This window comes from Cupriavidus sp. FW305-46 (assembly GCF_058787075.1).
In genome coordinates this window covers 111,432-133,255 of record NZ_JBYSZI010000007.1, presented here as the reverse complement: position 1 = coordinate 133,255, position 21,824 = coordinate 111,432, and the positions used below count along the sequence as shown (strand labels likewise).

19 protein-coding genes are annotated in these 21,824 nt (G+C 66.1%); 10 read left to right on the top strand and 9 right to left on the bottom strand.

What is annotated here, in order from left to right; all coding sequences use genetic code 11:
* Positions 1–21: 21 nt before the first annotated feature.
* Genes paaE through paaA form a run of 5 tightly spaced genes read right to left on the bottom strand, consistent with a single transcriptional unit; the run spans position 22 to position 3,727 of the window.
* Entirely contained in the window at positions 22–1,098 is a 1,077-nt protein-coding gene (gene paaE / locus AC3WON_RS05545) for a 1,2-phenylacetyl-CoA epoxidase subunit PaaE (RefSeq protein ID WP_492351323.1), read from the bottom strand.
* Positions 1,099–1,117: 19 nt separating this feature from the next.
* A complete protein-coding gene (gene paaD / locus AC3WON_RS05540) occupies positions 1,118–1,633 on the bottom strand; it encodes a 1,2-phenylacetyl-CoA epoxidase subunit PaaD (protein WP_492351322.1) in 516 nt (171 codons plus the stop codon).
* Positions 1,634–1,638: 5 nt separating this feature from the next.
* Entirely contained in the window at positions 1,639–2,394 is a 756-nt protein-coding gene (gene paaC / locus AC3WON_RS05535) for a 1,2-phenylacetyl-CoA epoxidase subunit PaaC (protein WP_492351321.1), read from the bottom strand.
* Positions 2,395–2,404: 10 nt separating this feature from the next.
* Complete coding sequence (gene paaB / locus AC3WON_RS05530) at positions 2,405–2,686, bottom strand: 1,2-phenylacetyl-CoA epoxidase subunit PaaB (protein ID WP_010809321.1); 282 nt, start codon at positions 2,684–2,686, stop codon at positions 2,405–2,407.
* 54 nt (positions 2,687–2,740) lie between these two features.
* Positions 2,741–3,727, bottom strand: coding sequence for a 1,2-phenylacetyl-CoA epoxidase subunit PaaA (paaA, locus tag AC3WON_RS05525; RefSeq protein ID WP_492300942.1), 987 nt, complete (start codon positions 3,725–3,727; stop codon positions 2,741–2,743).
* Positions 3,728–3,859: 132 nt separating this feature from the next.
* Here paaA and paaX point away from each other — a divergent pair, with 132 nt between their 5' ends.
* From paaX to AC3WON_RS05510, 3 genes are all read left to right on the top strand, one after another.
* Positions 3,860–4,801 (top strand): phenylacetic acid degradation operon negative regulatory protein PaaX, encoded by a 942-nt coding sequence (gene paaX / locus AC3WON_RS05520; RefSeq protein WP_492351320.1) that lies wholly within the window; start codon positions 3,860–3,862, stop codon positions 4,799–4,801.
* Positions 4,802–5,364: 563 nt separating this feature from the next.
* Positions 5,365–5,964 carry a DUF3304 domain-containing protein gene (locus AC3WON_RS05515; RefSeq protein WP_492351319.1) on the top strand — a complete coding sequence of 200 codons (600 nt, stop codon included), beginning with the start codon at positions 5,365–5,367 and terminating at the stop codon, positions 5,962–5,964.
* On the top strand, positions 5,961–8,132 hold the full coding sequence (locus AC3WON_RS05510; protein WP_492351318.1) for a T6SS phospholipase effector Tle1-like catalytic domain-containing protein: 2,172 nt from the start codon (positions 5,961–5,963) through the stop codon (positions 8,130–8,132). The genes AC3WON_RS05515 and AC3WON_RS05510 overlap by 4 nt, the downstream gene beginning before the upstream one ends.
* Positions 8,133–8,509: 377 nt before the next feature.
* Here the strand turns inward: AC3WON_RS05510 and AC3WON_RS05505 are convergent, their stop codons facing one another.
* Positions 8,510–9,526, bottom strand: a complete 1,017-nt coding sequence (locus AC3WON_RS05505; RefSeq protein ID WP_492317058.1) for a 1-aminocyclopropane-1-carboxylate deaminase — start codon at positions 9,524–9,526, stop codon at positions 8,510–8,512.
* 192 nt (positions 9,527–9,718) lie between these two features.
* On the opposite strand from AC3WON_RS05505, the gene AC3WON_RS05500 reads away from it, so the two are divergent.
* The gene (locus tag AC3WON_RS05500) at positions 9,719–10,234 is read left to right on the top strand and encodes an Lrp/AsnC family transcriptional regulator (RefSeq protein ID WP_422696042.1); all 516 of its coding nucleotides are present in this window, start codon (positions 9,719–9,721) and stop codon (positions 10,232–10,234) included.
* Between the two features lie 151 nt (positions 10,235–10,385).
* Here AC3WON_RS05500 and AC3WON_RS05495 read toward each other — a convergent pair whose 3' ends face one another.
* A complete protein-coding gene (locus tag AC3WON_RS05495; RefSeq protein ID WP_492351317.1) occupies positions 10,386–11,552 on the bottom strand; it encodes an acyl-CoA dehydrogenase family protein in 1,167 nt (388 codons plus the stop codon).
* A 255-nt stretch (positions 11,553–11,807) separates the two neighbouring features.
* Here AC3WON_RS05495 and AC3WON_RS05490 point away from each other — a divergent pair, with 255 nt between their 5' ends.
* From AC3WON_RS05490 to AC3WON_RS05465, 6 genes are all read left to right on the top strand, one after another.
* A complete protein-coding gene (locus AC3WON_RS05490) occupies positions 11,808–13,112 on the top strand; it encodes an acetyl-CoA hydrolase/transferase family protein (protein ID WP_492317056.1) in 1,305 nt (434 codons plus the stop codon).
* A 41-nt stretch (positions 13,113–13,153) separates the two neighbouring features.
* Positions 13,154–14,362 (top strand): acetyl-CoA C-acetyltransferase, encoded by a 1,209-nt coding sequence (locus AC3WON_RS05485; RefSeq protein ID WP_010809314.1) that lies wholly within the window; start codon positions 13,154–13,156, stop codon positions 14,360–14,362.
* 119 nt (positions 14,363–14,481) lie between these two features.
* Entirely contained in the window at positions 14,482–15,468 is a 987-nt protein-coding gene (locus AC3WON_RS05480; protein ID WP_492317055.1) for a Bug family tripartite tricarboxylate transporter substrate binding protein, read from the top strand.
* A 48-nt stretch (positions 15,469–15,516) separates the two neighbouring features.
* A complete protein-coding gene (locus AC3WON_RS05475) occupies positions 15,517–16,674 on the top strand; it encodes an acyl-CoA dehydrogenase family protein (protein WP_492351316.1) in 1,158 nt (385 codons plus the stop codon).
* A 96-nt stretch (positions 16,675–16,770) separates the two neighbouring features.
* The gene (locus AC3WON_RS05470) at positions 16,771–18,069 is read left to right on the top strand and encodes a CaiB/BaiF CoA transferase family protein (RefSeq protein WP_492351315.1); all 1,299 of its coding nucleotides are present in this window, start codon (positions 16,771–16,773) and stop codon (positions 18,067–18,069) included.
* Positions 18,070–18,211: 142 nt separating this feature from the next.
* Positions 18,212–19,744, top strand: a complete 1,533-nt coding sequence (locus AC3WON_RS05465; protein WP_492317052.1) for a class I adenylate-forming enzyme family protein — start codon at positions 18,212–18,214, stop codon at positions 19,742–19,744.
* A 14-nt stretch (positions 19,745–19,758) separates the two neighbouring features.
* Here the strand turns inward: AC3WON_RS05465 and AC3WON_RS05460 are convergent, their stop codons facing one another.
* Both AC3WON_RS05460 and AC3WON_RS05455 read right to left on the bottom strand, forming a co-directional pair.
* Positions 19,759–20,661, bottom strand: a complete 903-nt coding sequence (locus AC3WON_RS05460) for a LysR family transcriptional regulator (RefSeq protein ID WP_011617192.1) — start codon at positions 20,659–20,661, stop codon at positions 19,759–19,761.
* Positions 20,662–20,810: 149 nt separating this feature from the next.
* Positions 20,811–21,407, bottom strand: coding sequence for a helix-turn-helix transcriptional regulator (locus tag AC3WON_RS05455; RefSeq protein ID WP_492317051.1), 597 nt, complete (start codon positions 21,405–21,407; stop codon positions 20,811–20,813).
* Positions 21,408–21,824: the final 417 nt, after the last annotated feature.

The following is a 21,824-nucleotide window of genomic DNA, read 5'->3' as shown; positions in this document are numbered from 1 at the left end:
GGGACAGCAGCAGGAAACGCTTCAGGTTTCCTGGTCGAAGTCGATCACCAGCTTGTCGCTGACGGCGTAGCTCTGGCAGCTGAGGATGAAGCCGCGCGCGACTTCGTAGTCCTCCAGCGCAAAGTTGACGTCCATGTCGACCTCGCCTTCGATGCGCTTGCAGCGGCAGGTCGAGCAGACCCCGCCCTTGCATGAGTAAGGCAGCTCGATGCCTTGCGCCAGCGCGGCATCCAGCACCGTCTCCTTGTTCTTCTCCAGCGTGAAGGAGCGCGTGCGGCCGTCCTGGATCACCGTGACCTCGCACTCCTGCTGACCCACCTGCTTGTGTGCATGCGCCGCCGGGCGGGCCGCGGGGATGCTGGTGGCAAACAGCTCGCGCTTGATGCGGGCCTTGTCCACGCCGTTGTCGAGCAGCGCCTGCGACACCTCTTCCATCATCGAATGCGGGCCGCAGATAAAGGCGATGTCGATGTCCTGCGGCTTGACCCAGTGCTTGAGCAAGGCATTGACCTTCTCGCCGTCGATGCGGCCGTTGAAGAGGTCGATCTCCAGTTGCTCGCGGCTGAGCACGAACACCAGGTTGAAGCGCTGCAGGTAGGTGTCCTTCAGGTCTTCCAGCTCTTCCTTGAACAGCACCGAAGACGAGGCGCGGTTGCCGTAGAACAGCGTGAAGCGGCTCTGGGGCTCGGCTTCCAGCGTGGTCTTGATGATCGACAGCATCGGCGTGATGCCGCTGCCGGCGGCGAAGGCCACGTAGTGTCTCGCCTGCGTGGCAGACAGCGGCACGTGGAAGTGGCCGGATGGCGGCATCACCTCCAGCTTCATGCCGGGCTGCAGTTGTTCGTTGGCCCAGTTGGAGAACAGGCCGCCGTCGACGCGCTTGATCGCGACGCGCAGCTGTGCGTCCTGCACCGCCGAGCAGATCGAGTACGAGCGGCGCACGTCCTCGCCGCCGATGCCGGTGCGCAGCGTCAGGTGCTGGCCCTGGATGTAGCGGTAGGTGTCGGCCAGTTCATCCGGCACGGCAAAGGTCACGGCCACGGCATCGCGGGTTTCGCGGGTGACCGAGGCCACGGTCAGTTCATGGAATTTGCTCATCTCACTACCCCGGTCAGGCTCAGTGCGCCTTGAAGTAATCGAACGGTTCCTTGCAGTCGCCGCAGCGGTACAGGGCCTTGCAGGCGGTCGAGCCGAACTGGCTCACCAGCCGCGTGTGCCGCGAGCCGCAGTGCGGGCACGCCACCACCAGCGCCGGCGCCGCCCTGCGGCTGATGCCGCTGATGTCGATCACCTGCTGGGCCGGCGGCGCAATGCCGTAGCCGCCCAGGCTGGCCTTGCCGCGCGGCGTCATCCAGTCGGTGGTCCAGGCCGGCGCCAGTTGCGTGCGCACGCGCACGCTGGCGATGCCCTGCGCGGCCAGCGTGCGCTCGATCTCCTCCCGGATCACCGTCATGGCCGGGCAGCCGGAGTACGTCGGGGTGATGGTGACGACGCAGGCGTCGTCCTCCCATGCCACGCCGCGCACGATGCCGAGGTCCACCACGGAGATCACCGGGATCTCGGGATCGGGCACGGTATCGAGCCAGGTCCAGACCTGCCCGATGGCCGGGCGTGCGATCGCTTGCGCAGTCATGGCGTTCACCAGCTGGCGCCCGGATAGGCGCGCTGCAGGAACTGCATTTCGGCCAGCAGGTAGCCGAGGTGTTCGGTATGGCGGCCGTGGCGGCCGCCGCTCTGCGACCACGTGCCGGCAGGCAGCTGCAGCGTGGCCTCTTCCAGCACCGCGGCCACGTGGCGCTGCCACGGTTCGGCCAGTGAGGCGGGGTCGGGCACCACGCCGGCCTGCACCAGCGCGGCGTCGCCCGCGTCGGACTCGAACAGCTCACCGCTGAACATCCACAGGTCGTCGAACGCACCCTGCATGCGGCGGTGGCTCTCTTCGCTGCCGTCGCCCAGGCGCACCACCAGGTCGGCACTGCGGCGCACGTGGTAGGTCACTTCCTTGAGCGACTTGGCGGCGATCTCGGCGATGCGGGCATCGGTCGAGCGCTGCAGCCCGTCGAGCAGGAAGTAGTGCCAGGTGTCGAACAGGAACTGCCGTGCCAGCGTATCGGCATAGCTGCCGTTGGGCTGCTCCACCAGCAGCGGGTTGCGGAACTGGTGCGCGTCGCGCAGGTAGGCCAGCTGGTCGGCGCTGCGGCCGGCGCCCTCCACTTCCGCGGCGTAGCCCAGCCACAGCCGGGTCTGGCCGATCAGGTCGAGCGCGACATTGGTCAGCGCGATGTCCTCTTCCAGCGCGGGGCCGCGGCCGCACCATTCCGACAGGCGCTGGCCGAGGACCAGCGTGGAGTCGCCGAGGCGCAGCAGGTATTCGAGCTTGTGGTTGTCCATCATGCGGGCCGTATCAGATGTGCTTGACGGCTTCCGGCATCGGGAAGAACGTCGGGTGGCGGTAGACCTTGCTGTTGGCCGGCTCGAACAGCGGGCCCTTGTCGCCGGGGCTGCTGGCGACCACATCGCCGGCCTTCACCACCCAGACGCTGACGCCCTCGTTGCGGCGCGTATAGACGTCACGCGCGTTGTTGATCGCCATTTCGCCGTCCGGCGCGTGCAGGCTGCCCACGTGCTTGTGGGCCAGGCCGTGCTGGCTGCGGATAAAGATCTCCCAAAGCGGCCACTCTTTCATGGCAACCTCCTGTGTCATTGCGTTGGATGGATGGCGGCGCCGCGCGCCGCGGTGTCAGGCGGCGGCGCGCTGCGCCTGCTTGTCGGCGTGGGTCACCAGGGCATCGCGGAACCACGCGCCCTCTTCCCAGGCCTTGACGCGGGTGCGCAGGCGGTCGCGGTTGCAGGGGCCGTTGCCCTGGATGACGTTGTAGAACTCGGACCAGTCGATCTCGCCGAAGTCATAGTGGCCGCGCTCCTCGTTCCACTTCAGCTCGGGATCCGGAATGGCCAGGCCCAGGTACTCGGCCTGCGGCACGGTCTGGTCGACCATCTTCTGGCGCAGCTCGTCATTGGAGAACAGCTTGATGCGCCATTGCATGGATTGCGCGCTGTTGGGCGAATCGCCGTCGGACGGGCCGAACATCATCAGCGCCGGCCACCACCAGCGGTTGAGCGCGTCCTGCGCCATCTGCTTCTGCTCGGGGGTGCCGTTGCACAGCGACAGCAGGATGTCGTAGCCCTGGCGCTGGTGGAACGACTCTTCCTTGCACACGCGCACCATGGCGCGCGCATAGGGCCCGAACGAGCAGCGGCACAGCGGCACCTGGTTGATGATGGCCGAGCCGTCGACCAGCCAGCCAATCATGCCGATATCGGCCCAGCTCAGCGTCGGGTAGTTGAAGATGCTGGAATACTTGGCCTTGCCGGTGTGCAGGTCGCCCAGCATCTGGTCGCGCGACACGCCCAGGGTTTCGGCCGCGCTGTAGAGATACAGGCCATGGCCGGCCTCATCCTGGATCTTGGCCAGCAAGACTGCCTTGCGCTCCAGCGTCGGCGCGCGGGTGACCCAGTTGCCTTCCGGCAGCTGGCCCACGATTTCCGAATGCGCATGCTGCGAGATCTGGCGGACCAGGGTCTTGCGATAGGCCTCGGGCATCCAGTCCTTGGCCTCGATCTTGATCCCGGCATCCACGCGCGCCTGGAACTCGCGCTCCTGCGGCTCCATTTCTTCCATGGCGCGAAGCCTCGTCGCTCCTGTCTCCACCAGCTGTGCGTACATCCCTTGCTCCGCTCTTGATTGCTCTGAATCGTGGTCTTGATTTGCATCAACATCGTCAGTTGCAATGGATGGTAGTGATACAATTTGATTCAATCAATCGACGTTTGTGTATCACTTTAAGGGGGCAGGCCGATGGCGACGCCAGGCACCGATCCGGTTTCTCCCCGCGTGGCGCGGCTGGCACGCGGGCTGAAGCTGGGCGCCAATTCCATGCTGGTGACCTTGTTCGGCGATGTGGTGGCGCCGCGGCCCCAGGCAATCTGGCTGGGCAGCCTGATCCGGCTGGCGGCGCCGTTCGGCATCAATGACCGGCTGGTGCGCACCGCCACCTTCCGCCTGACCGCCGACGACTGGCTGGCCGCGACCAGGATCGGGCGGCGCAGCTACTACGGGCTGTCAGAAGCCGGTTTGCAGCGTGTACTGCACGCCGGCAAGCGCATCTACGCGGGTGAGGCATCCGAATGGGACGGCCGCTGGACCTTGGTGATGGTGCGCGGTGACGTACGCGCCACGGTCCGGCAGAAGCTGAAGCGGGAATTGCTGTGGGAGGGCTTCGGCGCCATCGCGCCAGGGGTGATGGCCCACCCCAATGCGGACCTCGCCTCGCTGCGCGAAATCGTCCAGGCCGCACGCGCGCAGGACGATGTGGCGGTGATGGAGGCAAGCAGCCTTGACGCGTTTTCCATCCGGCCGCTGCAGGCGCTGATGCACCAGACCTTCAAGCTCGGCGACGTGGCCGCTGCCTGGCAGGCGCTGCTGCGCCGCTTTACGCCGCTGGCCGGAGAGGCCGCCGGGCTTGCTCCGGCCGATGCCTTCTTCGTGCGGACGCTGCTGGTGCACGAATACCGGCGCGTGCTGCTGCGCGATCCCAACCTGCCCGAGGCGATGCTGCCGCAAGACTGGCCCGGCCGCACCGCGCGCGGCTTGTGCCACACCCTGTATGGGGCGCTGCTCGACGCCAGCGAAGACTACCTGCACCGCGTGGTGGAAGTAGCGGACGGTTCGCTGCAGGATGCCAACCGGAGCCTGCGCCTGCGCTTTGGGGCCGGCGCGCAGGCGGCCAACGGCAATTAACCGGGCAACCGGGTAATCCCGGCTGCGCAACTGCGCAAATGGCTTGCGCCGGGTTTCGCGCAGAATGAACTCGCCAGCTTCAGGAAGTTGCGTGGACAGCTGGTCATGATCCTCACGAGTGGCTTCCGTGTGCGTCCGCCCAGGCCCGATTTCGCGTTCTTTGCAGAATCCGGATAACGGCAAGGATGCTCCCGCACCGATACTCACTCCAACGTTCATGACTCAGCCCGCAGCCTTCCGATGCCAGCCATTTTCCGCCCTCTTTCCTTCCGTCCGCCGAAATCCCGCGCCATCGGTCTTGCCCTGGTACTGGGCCGCACGGTTGTCAGGGTCGCGCCCTGTTCGAGGGAGTGCCACTGACGGCGTGACGCCTTGAAGTTCTTGGCCGATCCATTGGTGGCCACGCCGAAAAATGCAAATCTTTGTCAAGAATCATCGAATTTAGGAATCGTCCCATAGTATTTGCGCTTTTGTCGGGGTAGCGTCTTCGGCTACCCCGCGCCTTGTCGTTGGCTGAAGCGTCGCTGTGCGCGGACCTGGTGACTTTCACTGGAGCATCGCCCATGCACACTTTTCCACCGACTATTTCCTTTAAGACACGACGATATGGCATCGTGGCCGCCTTGCTGGCCGGCTTCGCGCTGGCGCTCGCCGGCTGCGCCAGCTACGGCGACTGGCTCGAAGATGCCAAGCCGAAATCAAAATTGATCGCGGGTGACGCCCAATCCCTGAACTACACCCCGTACTACATTCACTCCTTCAACGTGACGGGGCCAAATGGTGTTGGCGGCGGTGGCTCCAATATCCTCCCCGCTTACCCGGACGGTCGTCCGTCCTCGGGTGGTGTGCGCTGCTGCATTAGTTTCCCACGCCAATGGCAGCCAGAGCTACGCGTCACCGTGCGCTGGCTGATGGATAAAGTCCAGGACGGCAAGACCCCGGGCTACTGGTACAAGGCCGAGAACGTGCGCATCGCGCAATACGATGGCTCCCAGACCGGCGGAGCTTACGCGATATTCCTGCCAAGTGACCGCGTCCGGCTCTTGATCATCGATGGGACGACCAGCCCACGTGAAAAATTACCTGACGACAGCCCCTTCATTGCTCAAGGCGTGCGCGACGACGAGTGGAATCTCAAGTACCGCCGTGGAGGTCTGCAATGAGCGTGGTGCAATGGCCTGAACACATGCCGGAAGGCGGGCGACTGGCGCAGGGCAAGGACGCCTGGACCTGGGGCCGGGGCAATGTATGCGATCCGCTTGCCGGGTGTACCCAGACCCTGCACATCAGCCTGTTCTTCGACGGCACCAACAACAACGACGACGAAGACAACACAAAATGGCGGGATTCGCTCTCCAAGACCCACACTAATGTGGCACGTTTGTTCAGCGTGTCAAAGCACCTGCCTGATGACGGGTTGTTTTCCTACTACGTAGCGGGTGTCGGTACGCCCTTTCCAAAGCTCGGCGAGTTGGACTACTCCCAGGACGGCAAGGCCACCGCTGCGGGCTTCGACCAGCGCTGCGTCTGGGGCATGATTCGCGTGCTCAATGCCGTGCACTACGCGATCACGCGAGATGACAAGAGGCCGTTTGTTCTTGACGAGGAAGCCAAGGCCATCTGCGACGCCGCTGCCAAGGGTAATCCGTCCAAGCTGATGGACAAGATCCGCATCCTGGGGATCACGCACAGCAACCGCTTCGACGATGGCCCGCAAAGCCGGATGGTCAGGCAGATCTGGATCAACGTGTTCGGCTTCTCACGCGGCGCTGCGTGTGCACGCGTCTTTGTGAACAAGCTGCTCAAAGAATGGGGGCCTGGCGGCCAGCTCAGCGAGCAGACCGGACGGCGGGCCTTGCCCTACCAGGTCAACTTCCTGGGGCTCTTTGATACGGTGGCCTCCGTCGGCCTCCCGGACTCAACCCGCTCGGTCGTCAACTGGGACCGGTTTGCAGGGCACTCGGGATTTACGAAGGATGGCGGCCTGAATGTGGCAGGCACCGACAAGGTCCGGGCCTGCGCGCATTTCTACTCGATCCACGAGCAGCGCATGAGTTTTCCGCTCGACACCATCCGGATCAAGGAGAACTACCCCGAGACGTTACGCCGCTGGGAAATCGGTTATCCCGGTGTGCACTCCGATGTGGGCGGTGGCTACGGTCCCAACGAGCAAGGCAAGGCCCGCGATGGCGACAGCAGCAAGCTCAGCCAAATTCCGCTGCATGACATGTGTATCGCAGCCCTCAGGCAGGGCGTGCCGCTCATGCTGGAGGATGCCATTGCGAAGCGCGATGATCTGCGGGCAAATTTCGCAATCCACCCGGCAACCGTGGCGGCTTTCAACGAATGGCGTCGCAGCCTGTACGCGGTCTCCACCGTGGAAGAGGCACTGCGGTTCGGGATGGGCCAGATGCTGAGCTGGCGCACCCTGCGGGCCCAGGTCGGCACCGGGCAGTATGTGACCGAGCGTACGTTCTACCACGCCGCCCCGGAGGACGCCAAGACACCGCGCAAGATCACCCTCGATGTCAAGAAGGCCGAACGCGATGATCCGGAATGCCAGCGCCTGAAGGCCGAGATCTCCCGACTTCAGCAGGAGCGGTCCGAAGCCCACAACCCGCGCGACTACCCGGCCAACCACCGGGACGTCATGGAACTCTCCGCAGCGATCCTGGAGAAAAAGGTCTTGTTGCAGCGTCGACGGGAGGTCTTGTATGGCGAGCAGGCCGGCAAGGACGAACCAGCCCGGCCAGGGGAAGGCGCCGATGAGATCGTGACCAACGACCGCAGCGACCTGCGCGAGGGGGCCGAACAGATGCGCTTGCTGCTTGGCGTCCTGTATCCGGATCAGTTGGCAAGGTGGCAGGTGGACAAGCAGGAGTTTGTCTCACATCCTGGGGAGAATCGGCCCCAGCGGCCCCCAGTGCTATCCGTCAAGCACGACCAGTCTGGAGCAGACACGCCCCGTGTCACACTGACCAGCAGCGGCTTTATCTTCCATGCGACACGGACTTCGCTCGTGCAATCCTGGAATCCGGATGACGATTTGATGGCCGCTCCGGATGCAGGGGTGGTGAGCTTTCTGCGACTGCACACGTCCCCGGAAGCCGTGGCCCGTCTGGACAAGGCGGTCATCGCCCTCTATGACGACCACGTGCACGACAGCAAGATTTGGTTCCGCATCCCGTTCTTTAACGAATATGCGCCGGGCGGCTACGGCTGGCCCCGCGTGATCTTTACCGGAAACGATGACCGTAAGCCCTATCTGGCACTGGCGCCAGCGGCAAACCAGGCCGAGGAAAGCGTCGTCGGGAACTTCGCGATCGCATGATCTTGCAAGAACTTCCGGCGATCTCACGCTGGCGTTAGTCCCTGGCAGGTGCGAGAGCCCCCCGTCAATTGACGGTCGGCTCTCGCGGCCCGGGTACACTTGGCCAGCAAGGCATTGCAGACAATTTAAGCGGCCGGTGCAGCATCACATGTCGATGAGTGACGTGATTAGTTTCACCGCTAGACAGATAACCGAAGGGGAATGGGCGCTGGTACGCGCGATTGCCGACGGCCTGGAATGGTCCTCGGCTGGTCCGAACCTGCGGCCCAGCTGCTCCGGTTCCTGCTCGACTTTGGTTATGCGACAGGCTTGCGCGCATGCAGCCAGGGTGCCGCCCCCAGGCCGGCACTCCCTTGCCATCAATCGCTTGCGCGTTATCACCCGTCCTTGAACAGGAAGCTGTAGGCGTTCAGTGCCGGTACCCCACCCAGGTGTGCGAAGAGGACTCTCGATCCTTGCGGAAACTCGCCGCGACGGACCATGTCGATCATGCCCTGCATGGACTTGCCCTCATAGACCGGGTCGGTCATCATGCCCTCCAGCCTGGCGCTGAGGCGGATGGCTTCCAGGGTGCCCGCCGAAGGCAGGCCGTATTCGGGGCCGCCATAGCGGGTGTCCAGCACCACGTCCGCTTCAGTGATGTCGCGGCCGAGGCCGACCAGCTCCGCGGTATGGCGTGCGATGCGCAGGATCTGCGCGCGCGTCGGTTCCGGCCTGGCCGATGCATCGATGCCGATGACCCGGTCCGCGCGGCCGTCGGCAGCGAATCCCACCACCATGCCTGCCTGCGTGCTGCCGGTGACCGAGCAGACGACGATGTAGTCGAAGCTGAAGCCGAGTCCGGCTTCCTGTGCCCGGACTTCCTCGGCGAACCCTACGTAGCCGAGGCCGCCGAGCGGATGCTCCGAGCAGCCTGCCGGAATCGGGTAGGGCTTGCCGCCCGCCTTGCGCACGCTCTCCATGGCATCTTCCCAGCTGGGACGAATGCCGATGTCGAAGCCTTCGCTGACCAGGCGCACGTCGGCCCCCATGATGCGCGACATCTGGATGTTGCCCACGCGGTCATAGACCGCGTCGGAGTAGTTGACCCAGTTCTCCTGCACCAGCACGCACTTCAGCCCCAGGTGGGCCGCGATGGCGGCAACCTGGCGCGTGTGGTTCGACTGGATCCCGCCGATCGAGACCAGCGTATCGGCGCCCTGCGCCAGCACGTCGGGAATGACGTATTCGAGCTTGCGCGTCTTGTTGCCGCCAAAGGCAAGGCCGCTGTTGCAGTCGTCGCGCTTGGCATAGAGCTCGACCTTGCCACCCAGGCTTTCGCTCAGCCGCGATAGCGGATGGATCGGCGTCGGGCCGAAGGTCAGGGAATGACGCGGAAATTGCTTCAGGTTCATGACTGGCTCCAGGTTGTGGCGGGCATGCGGGCGCGCGGCAGCCGCAAAGCCCGGCATTCGCACGGACGCTGCGCGACGCCGTACCTGGAATCATCATAAGAAAGCTGAGACGAAAGGTGCTTGCAAAGATCTGCGACTTCTTGCACGATAAAAAGCCTGGAAGCATCACGAAATTCTCTTTATTCCGTAGAAATGGCAACATCCAGAATAAAATTTCGTACAAAATCCGAGACCTCCGCCCAGCCCGCGCCGGTGCTGGATCGCACGGACAAGGCCATCCTGCGCGCCTTGCAGCGCGATGCGTCCATCTCCAACCTGGCCCTGGCGGGCAAGGTCAGCCTCAGCCCGCCCGCATGCCTGCGCCGCGTGGAACGCCTGAAAGCGGATGGCCTGATCCGCGGCGTCGTGGCGCTGCTGAACCCGGCTCCCCTGGACGCGGGCATGCTGGTCATCATCGGGGTCGTGCTGGACCGGTCTACGCCCGAGTCGTTCGCCGCCTTTGAGAAGGCGGCGCAGAAGGTATCAGGCTGTATGGAGTGCCATGAAGTCACCGGCGAGTTCGACTACATCATGATGCTCAGGACCAAGGACAGCGAGAGCTTCAACCGCCTCCACGCGGAGCAGTTGCTCTACCTGCCGGGCGTGCGGCAGATTCGCTCGTTCATGGTGCTCAAGCAGGTGCTGTCGACGACGCAGTTTCCGATCTGAAGGTCGGCCTGGATCCGGCTGCGCGGACGAAGAGAGGAGACAGGGAGGGGAATTTTGGGGCTTGGGGCGAAGCGGAACCCCCGGCGCCGTTGCTGCCGGGGTTCCATCCGGCCAGCCCCTTGAGCGTTGGGGCTGGCGCGCCGTCCATCGCTCAGAATGAGCGCGGCAGGCCCAGGACGTGTTCGGCGACGAAAGAGTAGATCAGGTTGGTGGAGATCGGTGCCACCTGGTACAGCCGCGTTTCGCGGAACTTGCGCTCCACGTCGTATTCGCAGGCAAAGCCGAAGCCGCCGTGGAACTGCAGGCAGGCGTTGCCGGCCTCCCAGCTGGCCTTGGCTGCCAGGTACTTGGCCATGTTGGCCTGGGCCCCCATGGGCTCGTGCTTGTCAAACAGTTCGCAGGCTTTCCAGCGCATCAGATTCGCCGCTTCCAGCTCGATAAAGGTCTCGGCGATCGGGAACTGCACGCCCTGGTTCTGGCCGATGGGGCGGCCGAAGACCTCGCGTTCCTTGACATACTTGGTCACGCGGTCGATGAACCAATAGCCGTCGCCGATGCACTCGGCCGCGATCAGCGTGCGCTCGGCGTTCAGGCCGTCGAGGATGTACTTGAAGCCCTTGCCCTCTTCACCGATCAGGTTTTCCTCGGGGATTTCCAGGTCCTCGAAGAACAGTTCATTGGTCTCGTGGTTGACCATGTTGGGGATCGGGCGCACGGTCAGGCCCTTCTTCTGCGCTTCATGCAGGTCCACCATGAAGATGGACATCCCCTCGCTCTTCTTCTTCACCTCGGCCAGCGGCGTGGTGCGCGCCAGCAGGATCATGAAGTCGCTGTGCTGGACGCGGCTGATCCAGACCTTCTGGCCGTTGATGACGTAGCGTCCGTCCTTCTTGACCGCCGAGGTCTTGATCTTGGTGGTGTCCGTGCCGGTGGTGGGCTCGGTCACGCCCATGGACTGCAGGCGCCATTCCCCCGAGGCAATCTTCGGCAGGTACTTTTCCTTCTGCGCCCTGGAGCCGTGCCGCAGCAGCGTGCCCATGTTGTACATCTGGCCGTGGCAGGCGCCGGAGTTGCCGCCGCAGCGGTTGATCTCTTCCATGATGACCGAGGCTTCGGTCAGGCCCAGGCCGGAACCGCCGTACTCCTGCGGGATCAGGGCAGCCAGCCAGCCAGCCGCGGTCAGCGCATTGACGAAGGCCTCGGGATAGGCGCGCTGCTCGTCCACCTTGCGGAAGTACTCATCGGGAAACTCGGCGCAAAGCGCGCGGATGGCGTCGCGGATTTCTTGGAAGTTGTTCGATTGGGTCTGTTCGATCATGGCGCTTGGCTTGCGTTCGGTCTCTGGCGGACGGCCGCCTCCTTGTGATGACCGCAATGTTCGCGGCGTTCGGCCGCGTGGACAATCAGCCTTTCCGAAAGCGCGCCTTCCACCGCGGTTAAGTCCCGGCGACGGCCAGGTCCTTTCGCTTTCGCCAAAGTCCGCCATTGGCATTGTCAAATAGCGCAAACCACGCTTTGGGAACATGCTCCGGGCTATCCGGCGCATGCGCCGACTGACCGCTGCCCCGTGGACATGCACACCCTCGCCTCCCGCCTGCAAGCCCTGATCCGCCCCGGAGACCATATCTGGTGGGGGCAAGCGACCGCCGAGCCGCTGACGCTGACGCGCGCACTGGTGGAACACCGCCACGCCATCGCCCAGGGCGGACGCCTCAGTGTCTTTGTCGGCATCGGGCAGTCAGACACGCTGCAGCCGGCCCAGGCGGATGTGCTCGACTTCTTCGGCTACGCCGCCAGCGGCCCGCACCGGCAACTGGCCAGGGCCGGCGTGCTGGACATCGTGCCCAGCCACTATTCGCACCTGCCCGGGCTGATCCGCGACGGCACGCTGCGGGCGGACGTGGCGCTGGTGCAGGTCTCGCCCGCCGACGAGCAGGGGCGCCACAGCCTGGGGCTGGTGCATGAATACCTTCCCGCGGCGCTCGACCGCGCCCGCGTCATCATCGCCGAGGTGAACCCGGAGGTGCCGTGGACCCACGGCAGCCGCTACCTGAGCGCGGACGATATCGACCTGCAGGTCGAAGCGCTGCACCCGCCCATCAGCCTTGACCGCAGCGCGCCCGGCCCGGCCGAACAGGCCATCGCCCGCCACATCGCCGGCTGGGTGGAGGATGGCGCCACCCTGCAGATGGGCATCGGCAACCTGCCTGAGGCCGTGGTCGCTGCGCTGAATGGCCACCGCGACCTGGGGCTGCACAGCGGCGCGATCGGCGACGGCATTGCGGCGCTGGCCGAAGCCGGGGTGCTGACCAACGCACGCAAGAGCATCGATACGGGCGTGGGCATCGCCGGCATCCTGATGGGCAGCGAACGGCTGCGGCGCTGGGCCCACCGCAATCCGCAGCTGCAACTGCGCGAGACCGCCTATACCCATCACCCCGAGGTGCTGGCCAGCGTCGACAAGCTGACCGCCATCAACTCCGCCATCGAGGTCGACCTCACCGGCCAGGTGAACGCCGAAGTCGCCGGCGGCGTCTATGTCGGCGCCGTCGGCGGTGCCGTGGACTTCCTGCGCGGTGCCGCGCGCAGCCGCGGCGGCTTGCCCATCGTCGCGCTGCCGGCGACCGCCAAGGGCGCGAGCCGCATCGTGGCGCAGTTGTCCGGCCCGGTCAGCACGCCCCGCTCGGATGCGGGCCTGATCGTCACCGAGCACGGCGTGGCCGACCTGCGCGGCCAGACGCTGTCGCAGCGCGTGCGCCGCATGCTGGACATTGCCGCCCCCGAACACCGCGCGGACCTGGAACGCCAGGCCCACGCCCTGCTGCGCCAGTGCGGCGCGGTCTTCGTGGCCCTTCCCGGGCACACGCTGGCCAACTGACTTACTTGCTCATCCCAACACAGAGTTCCAAGGAGACTTCCATGCGCAGAGCTGCAATCGTCACTCCCCTCCGCACGCCCGTCGGCACCTTCGGCGGCAGCCTGCGCCCGGTGCCCGTGGAGGAACTGGCCGCCACCGCCGTGCGCGCCGTGGTGGAACGCAGCGGCATCGATCCCGCGCGTATCGATGACGTGGTCTTTGCCCAGTCCTACGCCAACAGCGAAGTGCCCTGCGTCGGCCGCTGGGCCGCGCTGCAGGCCGGCCTGCCGGTCGAGGTGCCGGGCATGCAACTGGACCGCCGCTGCGGCGGCGGCCTGCAGGCCATCGTCACGGCCTCGATGATGGTGCAGAGCGGCGCCGCCGACGTGGTGATCGCGGGCGGCGTCGAGAGCATGAGCAATATCGAGTACTACACCACCGACATGCGCTGGGGCGCGCGCTCGGGCAATGTGCGCTTCTTCGACCGCCTCGACCGCGGCCGTGAACGCTCCCAGCCGGTCGAGCGCTTCGGCAAGATCTCCGGGATGATCGAGACGGCCGAGAACCTGGCGCGCGACTACGGCATCAGCCGCGAGGCGGCCGATGTCTTCGCCGCCCGCAGCCACGCACGCGCCGCGGCAGCCTGGGAGGCCGGCCGCTTCGATGCGGAAGTCGTTCCCGTGCAGGTGCCCCAGCGCAAGGGCGATCCGGTGCGGTTCGCGCGCGACGAAGGTTTCCGCCCCGAAACCACGCGTGAAAGCCTGGGCAAGCTGCGCACGCTGATGCCGAACGGTACCGTCACCGCCGGCAACGCCAGCCAGCAGAACGACGCCTCGGCCGCCTGCCTGATCGTGGCCGAAGACAAGCTGGCCGAACTGGGCCTCACCCCCATGGCCTCGCTGGTGGGCTGGGCGGCGGCCGGCTGCGAGCCCTCGCACATGGGCATCGGCCCGGTGCCCGCGGTGAAGAAGCTGCTGGCGCGCCTGAACCTGACGCTGGACCAGATGGACCTGGTCGAGCTGAACGAAGCCTTCGCCTGCCAGGTGCTGGCCGTGCTCAAGGGCTGGGAATGGCATGACCAGGATGCGATCGAGCAGAAGCTCAACGTGAACGGCTCGGGCATCTCGCTAGGCCATCCGATCGGCGCCACCGGCGTGCGCATCCTGGCCACGCTGCTGCACGAACTGCAGCGCCGCGGCGGCCGCTATGGCCTGGAGACCATGTGCATCGGCGGCGGCCAGGGTATTGCCGCGGTCTTCGAACGCTACTGAGTAAGCCCACTTCATTCACCATACAGCCCCCGCGCGCGACGGCGGGGGCTGCGCCCGCCTTTTGCCTTTTGCTTTTCGGCTTTTGCCTTCGGCACTTTGCTTTACGTAGGAGAAGTATCTTGATTTCCACCTCACGCCGCCACGCCATGCTGGCCGCCCTGGCCCTGTGCGGCGCAACCCTGGCCACTCCCCCTGCCTCGGCGCAGCCCAACGGCCAGCCGGTGCGCCTCGTGGTCGGCTACGCCGCCGGCGGCCCCGCCGATCAGGCCGCGCGCCTGTTCGCGGTGGCGTTGGGCAAGGCGCTCAGCGCCAACGTCATCGTCGACAACAAGCCCGGCGCCAATGCCACGCTGGCCGGCTATGAAGTGGTCCGCGCCAAGCCCGATGGCGCCACACTGTGGTTCGCCGCCAGCGCGGCGCTGACGGTCGCGCCCAACATCATGAAGAGCCTGCCGTACGACCCGGCGAAGGACCTCGCCCCGGTGGCACCGGTGGCGCGCTACTACAACATGCTGGTGGCCAACGTCAAGGAGCCGTTCAAGGGCACCCAGGACCTGGTTGCCTACGCCAAGGCGCATCCCGGCAAGCTTAGCTACGGCTCCTCGGGCGTGGGCAGCTCCAACCATGTCGCCATGGCCCTGTTCGCCCGGCAGGCGCAGGTCGAGCTGAACCATATTCCCTACAAGGGCAATGCCCCGGCCATGACCGATACCATCGGCGGCCAGATCGACGTGATGTTCGACATCATCAGCACCGCCAGCGGCTATGTGCAGAGCGGCAAGGTCAAGCCCATCGCCGTGGGCTCGCCCAAGCGCAGCGCATCGCTGCCCGGCGTGCCCACCTTCCGCGAATCCGGGATTGCCGGCCTCAAGGACTATGAAGCCGGCGGCTGGTACGCCATCTACGCCCCCAAGGGCGTGACCTCCGAGCAGACCCAGAAGCTGGCCGCGGCAGTGCGGCAGGCCGTGGAAGATGCGGAACTCAGGAAGCGCTATGCCGAGCTGGGCTACGAACAGTGGAGCGGCACCACGCAGGACGTCGTGAACACCGCCGCGCGCGAGCGCACGCAGTGGGCCAGCGTGCTCAAGGGCGTGACGCTGGACTGATGGCCCCGCCTCGAACCGACACCGACCCGACACCCAGGAAGAACTGACATGATCCGCGATAACGAAACCCTCGAAGCCCTGCTCGACAGCGTGCGCCGCTTTGTGCGCGAGCGCCTGGTTCCCGCCGAGGCGCTGGTCGCCGAGACCGACGAAATCCCGCAGGACATCGTGCAGGACATGCGCGAGATGGGCCTGTTCGGCATGACCATCCCCGAGCGCTTTGGCGGCCTGGAGCTGACCATGGAAGAGGAAGCGCGCGTGGTCATGGAGCTGTGCCAGACCTCGCCGGCCTTCCGCTCGCTGCTGGGCACCACCGTGGGCATCGGCTCGCAGGGCATCCTGATGGACGGCACGCCTGAGCAGCAGGCCGCGTGGCTGCCCCGCCTGGCCACCGGCGAGATCCTGGCCTCGTTTGCCCTGACCGAACCGGAAGCCGGCTCGGACGCCGGCTCGCTGCGCACCACCGCGGTCAGGGATGGCGACCACTACGTGGTCAACGGCACCAAGCGCTTTATCACCAATGCGCCGCAGGCCGGCATGTTCACGCTGATGGCGCGTACCAACCCTGAGATCAAGGGCTCGGCCGGCGTCTCGGCATTTATCGTCGATGCCAGGACGCCGGGCATCAGCTTCGGCAAGCGCGACGTGAAGATGGGCCAGAAAGGCGCGCACACCTGCGACGTGATCTTCGACAACGTGCGCGTGCCGGCCGAGAACCTGATCGGCCTGAAGGAAGGACAGGGCTTCAAGACGGCGATGAAGGTGCTCGACAAGGGCCGGCTGCACATTGCGGCGGTCAGCGTCGGGGTGGCCAGGCGCGTGCTGCGCGACGCGCTGAACTACGCGCTGGAGCGCCAGCAGTTCGGCCAGCCGATCTGCGAGTTCCAGTTGATCCAGGCCATGCTGGCCGACAGCCAGGCCGAGCTCTATGCTGCCGAATGCATGGTGATCGACGCCGCGCGCCGCCGCGACGAAGGCAGGAACGTCTCCACCGAGGCCTCATGCTGCAAGATGTTCGCCACCGAGATGGTGGGCCGCGTGGCGGACCGCGCGGTACAGATTCTCGGCGGTTCCGGCTATATTTCCGAGTTCGGCATCGAGCGCTTCTACCGCGATGTGCGCCTGTTCCGCCTGTATGAGGGCACCACGCAGATCCAGCAGGTCATCATCGCGCGCAACATGATCCGTGAAGCCCGCGGCGCGTAAGCACCGCGCCCCGCACCAATACGCCTGACCCATGCCCGCGCGCAACGCTGCCCGTCCCCAGGACGGGCCGCCTGCCTTGAGACCGCCTGACCTGACATGACAGATTCCACCGCTACGCCGGCCGCTGGCCTTCCTCCCCCCTCCCCCCGCACCGGCGCCCTGAGCCACCTGCGCGTGCTCGATCTCTCGCGCGTGCTGGCCGGACCGTGGTCCACCCAGAACCTGGCGGACATGGGCGCCGACGTGATCAAGATCGAAAAACCCGGCGAAGGCGACGATACACGCCACTGGGGGCCCCCTTTCCTCGCCGACGAGGCCGGCGCGCCGACCCGGCAGGCCTGCTATTTCACCGCCGCCAACCGCAACAAGCGCTCGGTCACCGTGGACATGGCCACGCCCGAGGGGCAGGAGCTGATCCGCGAGCTGGCCCGGCAGAGCGATGTGGTGGTGGAGAACTTCAAGACCGGCGGCCTCAAGCGCTACGGGCTGGACTATGACAGCCTGAGCGCGCTCAACCCGCGCCTGATCTACTGCTCGGTCACGGGCTTTGGCCACACCGGTCCCTACGCGGCGCGGCCCGGCTACGACCTGCTGATCCAGGCCATGAGCGGCCTGATGAGCATCACCGGCCACGCCGACGGCGAGCCCGGCGGCGGCCCGATGAAGGTAGGCGTGGCCGTGATCGACCTGTTCACCGGCATGTACGCCACCACCGCGATCCTGAGCGCGCTGGAAGCGCGCCACTTCACCGGCCGCGGCCAGCATATCGACATCGCCCTGCTGGATGTGGCGATGGCGGTGCTGGCCAACCAGGGCGCGGGCTTCCTGAACGCCGGCGACGTGCCCCGGCGCCAGGGCAATATCCACCCCAGCGTGGTGCCCTACCAGGACTTCCCGACCGCCGACGGCAATATGCTGCTGGCCATCGGCAACGACGGGCAGTTCGCACGCTTCTGCGACGCCGCGGGCGTGGACTGGGCGCGCGACGAGCGCTATGCCACCAACACCGGCCGCGTCAACAACCGCAAGACGCTGATCGCGATGATGATGGAGCTCACGCGCACCCGGTCCACGGCGCAATGGGTCGCGCTGCTGGAAGCCAATTCCGTGCCTTGCGGCCCCATCAACAATATCGCCCAGGCCCACGCCGACCCCCATGTGCAGCACCGTGGCCTGCGCGTCGAGCAAGAGCGCTATCCGGGAGCCCAGCCGCCCGCCGGCGAGCCCGTGAACCACGTGGTCACCACGGCCAGCCCGCTGCGCCTGTCGGAGACGCCCCCGACGCTGCGCTACGCCCCGCCCGCGCTGGGCCAGCACACCGACGAGGTGCTGCGCGACTACCTGAAGCTGAGCCCGCAGCAACTGGAAACACTGCGCGCCAGGCGCGTGGTGTAAGCGGCCAGGGGGCTTTCGGCAGACAAGAAATCCGCCTTTGCAGATTACCGATTGCACCGTGCAACGGGCGCACATACACTGGCGCCGTTCGGCTGGCCCCCGCCTTGCCGAACGGTTTTTCCAGCACAAGGACTCCCGCGAGATGCCACCGGACCGAGACACCCCACCACGGATCAGCGACATCCCTCGCCGCTGGGCCGCCGAGACCCCCGGCCATGTGGCCGTCTTCGAGGAAGGCCGGACCACCACCTACGCGCAGCTGTGGGCGGGCATCGAGGATGCGCAGCGCTACCTGCAAGCGCAGGGCGTGGGCACCGGCGATCGGGTGCTGATCACGGCCGAGAACTGCCTGGCGGTGATCACGCTGGTGTTCGCCTTGTCGGAACTGGGCGCGTGGCCGGTCATCGTCAACGCCCGCCTGTCGGAGCGGGAAATCGAGGTGATCCGCGCCCACTGCCAGCCGAGCCTGATGCTGTTCACCCACGCGGTGTCGCCCGATGCCCTGCGGCACGGCGTGCGCTACCGGGCCAGGGAGATTGTCCCGGCCGGCCTCGGCCCGCTGATGGCTGGCGCTGTCGACGAGGCCGGCGAGCGCGAGCCTGAAGCGCTCGCGCGTGACGTCGCCGCGTTGATCTACACCTCCGGCACCACCGGACAGCCCAAGGGCGTGATGGTCACTCACCGGGGCCTGCTGCACTTTGCGCGCGTCACGGTCGAGTCGCGCCGCATGCAGGCAGACGACTGCGCCTATGCGGTCATGCCGATGTCGCATGTGTTCGGACTCGGGACGCTGCTGGTCTCGACCCTGCAGGCCGGTGCCAGCCTGTACCTGAGCGCGCGCTTCAATGCCGCGGACGTCACCGCCGCGATCCGGCAGGGTGCGATCACGCTGCTGCAGGGCGTGCCGACGATGTTCAACCGCATCCTCGCCCATGTGCGGGCAACGGGAGCGCCCCTGCAGCCGTCGCCGCGGCTGCGCTATCTCTACACCGGCGGCGGGCCGCTTGATCCGACGCTCAAGCACGACGTCGAGGCGATGTTCGGCCAGCCGCTGCACCACGGCTACGGCATGACCGAATATGCGGGGTCGCTGTTCGTGACCCGCATGGACCGGCCGCGCACCGATTGCTCGGCGGGCGAGATCGTCGAAGGCGCGGAACTGCGGGTAGTCGGGCCGGAGGGCAAGCCGGTGCCGCAGGGGGAACCCGGCGAGCTATGGATCAGGGGGCCCGGCGTGATGCGCGGCTACTACCGCGCACCGGACCTGAGCGCCGAGGCCCTGCGGCCCGACGGCTGGCTCAATACCGGCGACATCGGCCGGCTGGACCCCGACGGCGCGCTGTTCATCGTCGGCCGCACCAAGGACCTGATCATCCGCTCGGGCTTCAATGTCTACCCGATCGAAGTCGAATCGGTCATCAACACGCATCCGTCCGTGCGCGTATCGGCCGTCATCGGGCAGCCGACCGCGGACGGCAACGAGGAAGTGATCGCCTTCGTCGAGATCAGGGATGGCGAGAAATTCGACGCGCAGGCGCTGCACGACTACCTGGTCGACCGCCTGTCGCCGTACAAGCGCCCGGAGCGGATCCTGCGCGTGGCCTCGATCCCCACCACGGCCAGCGGCAAGCTGCTCAAGCACCAGCTGCGGCAGATGTTGGCGGACAAGGCCTAGTCCGCCGGCGCCCCTCAGTCCTGGCGCCCGAGGCCGTCCTCGACCAGCAGGTCCACCAGCTTGCGCGCAAACAGCGGCAAGGCGCCGAGGTCGGCCACGCATATCTGCAGTTTGCGCTCGGCCCATTCATCGTTGAGCTGGACGATGCGCAGCGCCATCGTCTTCGCATGGCGGCTGGCGGTAGTCTCCGGCAACACGCCGACGCCGACATTGGCCTCGATCATCCGGCAGGCGGTCTCGAAATTGCTGACCTGCACGCGCCAGCGCAGCGTGCGCTGCAGGTCGGTCGCGGCCCGCAACAGGAAATTGTGGATCGCGCTGGCCTCGGGCAGGCCGATGAAGTCGTAGTCCAGCGTATCGATGAAATCCACGCTGCCGCGCTCGGCCAGCGGATGGCTCAGCGCGGTGGCCAGCACCAGGCGGTCGCGCCGGTACGGCATCACCTCCAGCCCTTCCGTGCGCACGTTGCCGGCAATGATGCCGATATCCACCATGCCCTCCTGCACCGCGCGCACGATATCCGGGCTCAGGCGCTCGTGCATGTCGATGGTCACGTCCGGATGGCTGACGAGGTAACTGCGCAGCACCGCCGGCAGGAACTCGCTCATCGCGGTGGTGTTGGCGAACACGCGCACATGGCCTTTCACGCCCGCCGCATATTCCTGCAGATCGCCGCTCAGTTGCTCCAGCTGGCGCAGCACGCGGCGCGCGTGGGCGAGCAGGGTCTCCCCCGCCCCGGTTACCTTCACGCCCTGGCTGCTGCGGCTCAGCAGCTTGACGCCGACGTGTTCCTCGAGGTTCTTGATGCGCGTGCTGGCCGCGGCCAGCGACAGGTGCGAGCGTTGCGCACCGCCGGTCAGGCTCTGGGCCTCCGCAATATGCGTGAACAGTTTCAGGTCGACCAGATCAAAGCGCATGACATCATTCCGCAGCGTAAGGGCGGATTATCTCGCAAAGCGCGGCGCTCAGTACACTCTGGCGGGCGCAATTCGCAGGGGCCGCCACCCTGGCATCCGGGACCTGATCCCGGAAGCTTGCGAACGTCAGGTAGATTCTTGGGAACGAGTCAGGCGACCGAGCGCTGCCGCCGCGCTGCGCGCGCCACCGCCAACCGGCTGGCAGCTTCCATCGATAAGCCGAAGCGGTCGTAGAAAGCGCAGTCCAGATCACTGCTGGCTGGCCAGCCGACGCGCCGCCGGGCATCGCCAATGCCGGCATCACCGGCCATGACCTCGAACAGCAACCGCATCAGCCGTTGCGTGCGGCACAGCTCGGTGAGCGCCGTGCCCTGAGAAAACAGCATGCGGCGCAGCTGTGCCGTGGACATGCCCAGCCGTTCCGCGATAAACGCAGCATTCCAGGCGTAATGGGGTTGCAGGAAGACCCGCTTGCAGATGCGGTGGTGCAGGCATTCCTGCTGCGCCGCGGGGATCATGCGCTGGATTTCGAGGGTGCACGCGGCCGGCTGAGCGCTGCTGCCATCCAGGTGCAGCGCAAAGGTTTCAAACGGTTCGATGGTGAGCTGCTGGCCCGGCAGCAGCAGACGCTCATAGCCGCGGCGCCTGAGCACCAGCCTGCCGTGGGCCGCAGAGACCGCCAGCGGGAAGGCCAGCAACAGCCGCTGCAGGCTGACGTGCATGTGGGACTGCAGATGGACGTGCATGGTGGCTCGGGATGCGGACAGGATCAGACTGCATGATCGCCGCTAATCGGATTGCCCGCCTCTGCCATTTCCGAATGCACCGTTCACCGCCACCCCGTGGCCGTTCGTGTACGATGGACTCCCGCACTGCCGGGGTGCTTGCACCCTCTCCCGCCTGCGGGAGAGGGTGGGGCTTCATGTGCGAAACCGGAATTGACTGGACTACATACCGGTTTGCTGGACTGCTCGCGCCGCTTGGCAACATACCGCCTGCCGGATCAGAAGCCCGTTGCGCCAACCCGCGCCAGTGCTGACTTTCTCGTGCATGCCAGAGGGAACGCCGGTTCCGGCGTATCCCCCCGTCAACGTGTACGGGTTCACCTAGCTAGACCCCCTCACCCCGGCCCTCTCCCCATGAGGGGAGAGGGAGAACATCTT

Coding starts and splice junctions, on each gene's coding strand:
- AC3WON_RS05495 (WP_492351317.1), bottom strand. CDS start 11,552: ATGATCGAACAGACCCAATCGAACAACTTCCAAGAAATCCGCGACGCC.
- paaC (WP_492351321.1), bottom strand. CDS start 2,394: ATGATGGACAACCACAAGCTCGAATACCTGCTGCGCCTCGGCGACTCC.
- paaX (WP_492351320.1), top strand. CDS start 3,860: ATGGCGACGCCAGGCACCGATCCGGTTTCTCCCCGCGTGGCGCGGCTG.
- AC3WON_RS05490 (WP_492317056.1), top strand. CDS start 11,808: ATGCACACCCTCGCCTCCCGCCTGCAAGCCCTGATCCGCCCCGGAGAC.
- paaA (WP_492300942.1), bottom strand. CDS start 3,727: ATGTACGCACAGCTGGTGGAGACAGGAGCGACGAGGCTTCGCGCCATG.
- AC3WON_RS05500 (WP_422696042.1), top strand. CDS start 9,719: ATGGCAACATCCAGAATAAAATTTCGTACAAAATCCGAGACCTCCGCC.
- AC3WON_RS05470 (WP_492351315.1), top strand. CDS start 16,771: ATGACAGATTCCACCGCTACGCCGGCCGCTGGCCTTCCTCCCCCCTCC.
- AC3WON_RS05475 (WP_492351316.1), top strand. CDS start 15,517: ATGATCCGCGATAACGAAACCCTCGAAGCCCTGCTCGACAGCGTGCGC.
- AC3WON_RS05510 (WP_492351318.1), top strand. CDS start 5,961: ATGAGCGTGGTGCAATGGCCTGAACACATGCCGGAAGGCGGGCGACTG.
- AC3WON_RS05505 (WP_492317058.1), bottom strand. CDS start 9,526: ATGAACCTGAAGCAATTTCCGCGTCATTCCCTGACCTTCGGCCCGACG.
- AC3WON_RS05465 (WP_492317052.1), top strand. CDS start 18,212: ATGCCACCGGACCGAGACACCCCACCACGGATCAGCGACATCCCTCGC.
- paaE (WP_492351323.1), bottom strand. CDS start 1,098: ATGAGCAAATTCCATGAACTGACCGTGGCCTCGGTCACCCGCGAAACC.
- AC3WON_RS05455 (WP_492317051.1), bottom strand. CDS start 21,407: ATGCACGTCCATCTGCAGTCCCACATGCACGTCAGCCTGCAGCGGCTG.
- AC3WON_RS05460 (WP_011617192.1), bottom strand. CDS start 20,661: ATGCGCTTTGATCTGGTCGACCTGAAACTGTTCACGCATATTGCGGAG.
- AC3WON_RS05485 (WP_010809314.1), top strand. CDS start 13,154: ATGCGCAGAGCTGCAATCGTCACTCCCCTCCGCACGCCCGTCGGCACC.
- paaD (WP_492351322.1), bottom strand. CDS start 1,633: ATGACTGCGCAAGCGATCGCACGCCCGGCCATCGGGCAGGTCTGGACC.
- AC3WON_RS05515 (WP_492351319.1), top strand. CDS start 5,365: ATGCACACTTTTCCACCGACTATTTCCTTTAAGACACGACGATATGGC.
- paaB (WP_010809321.1), bottom strand. CDS start 2,686: ATGAAAGAGTGGCCGCTTTGGGAGATCTTTATCCGCAGCCAGCACGGC.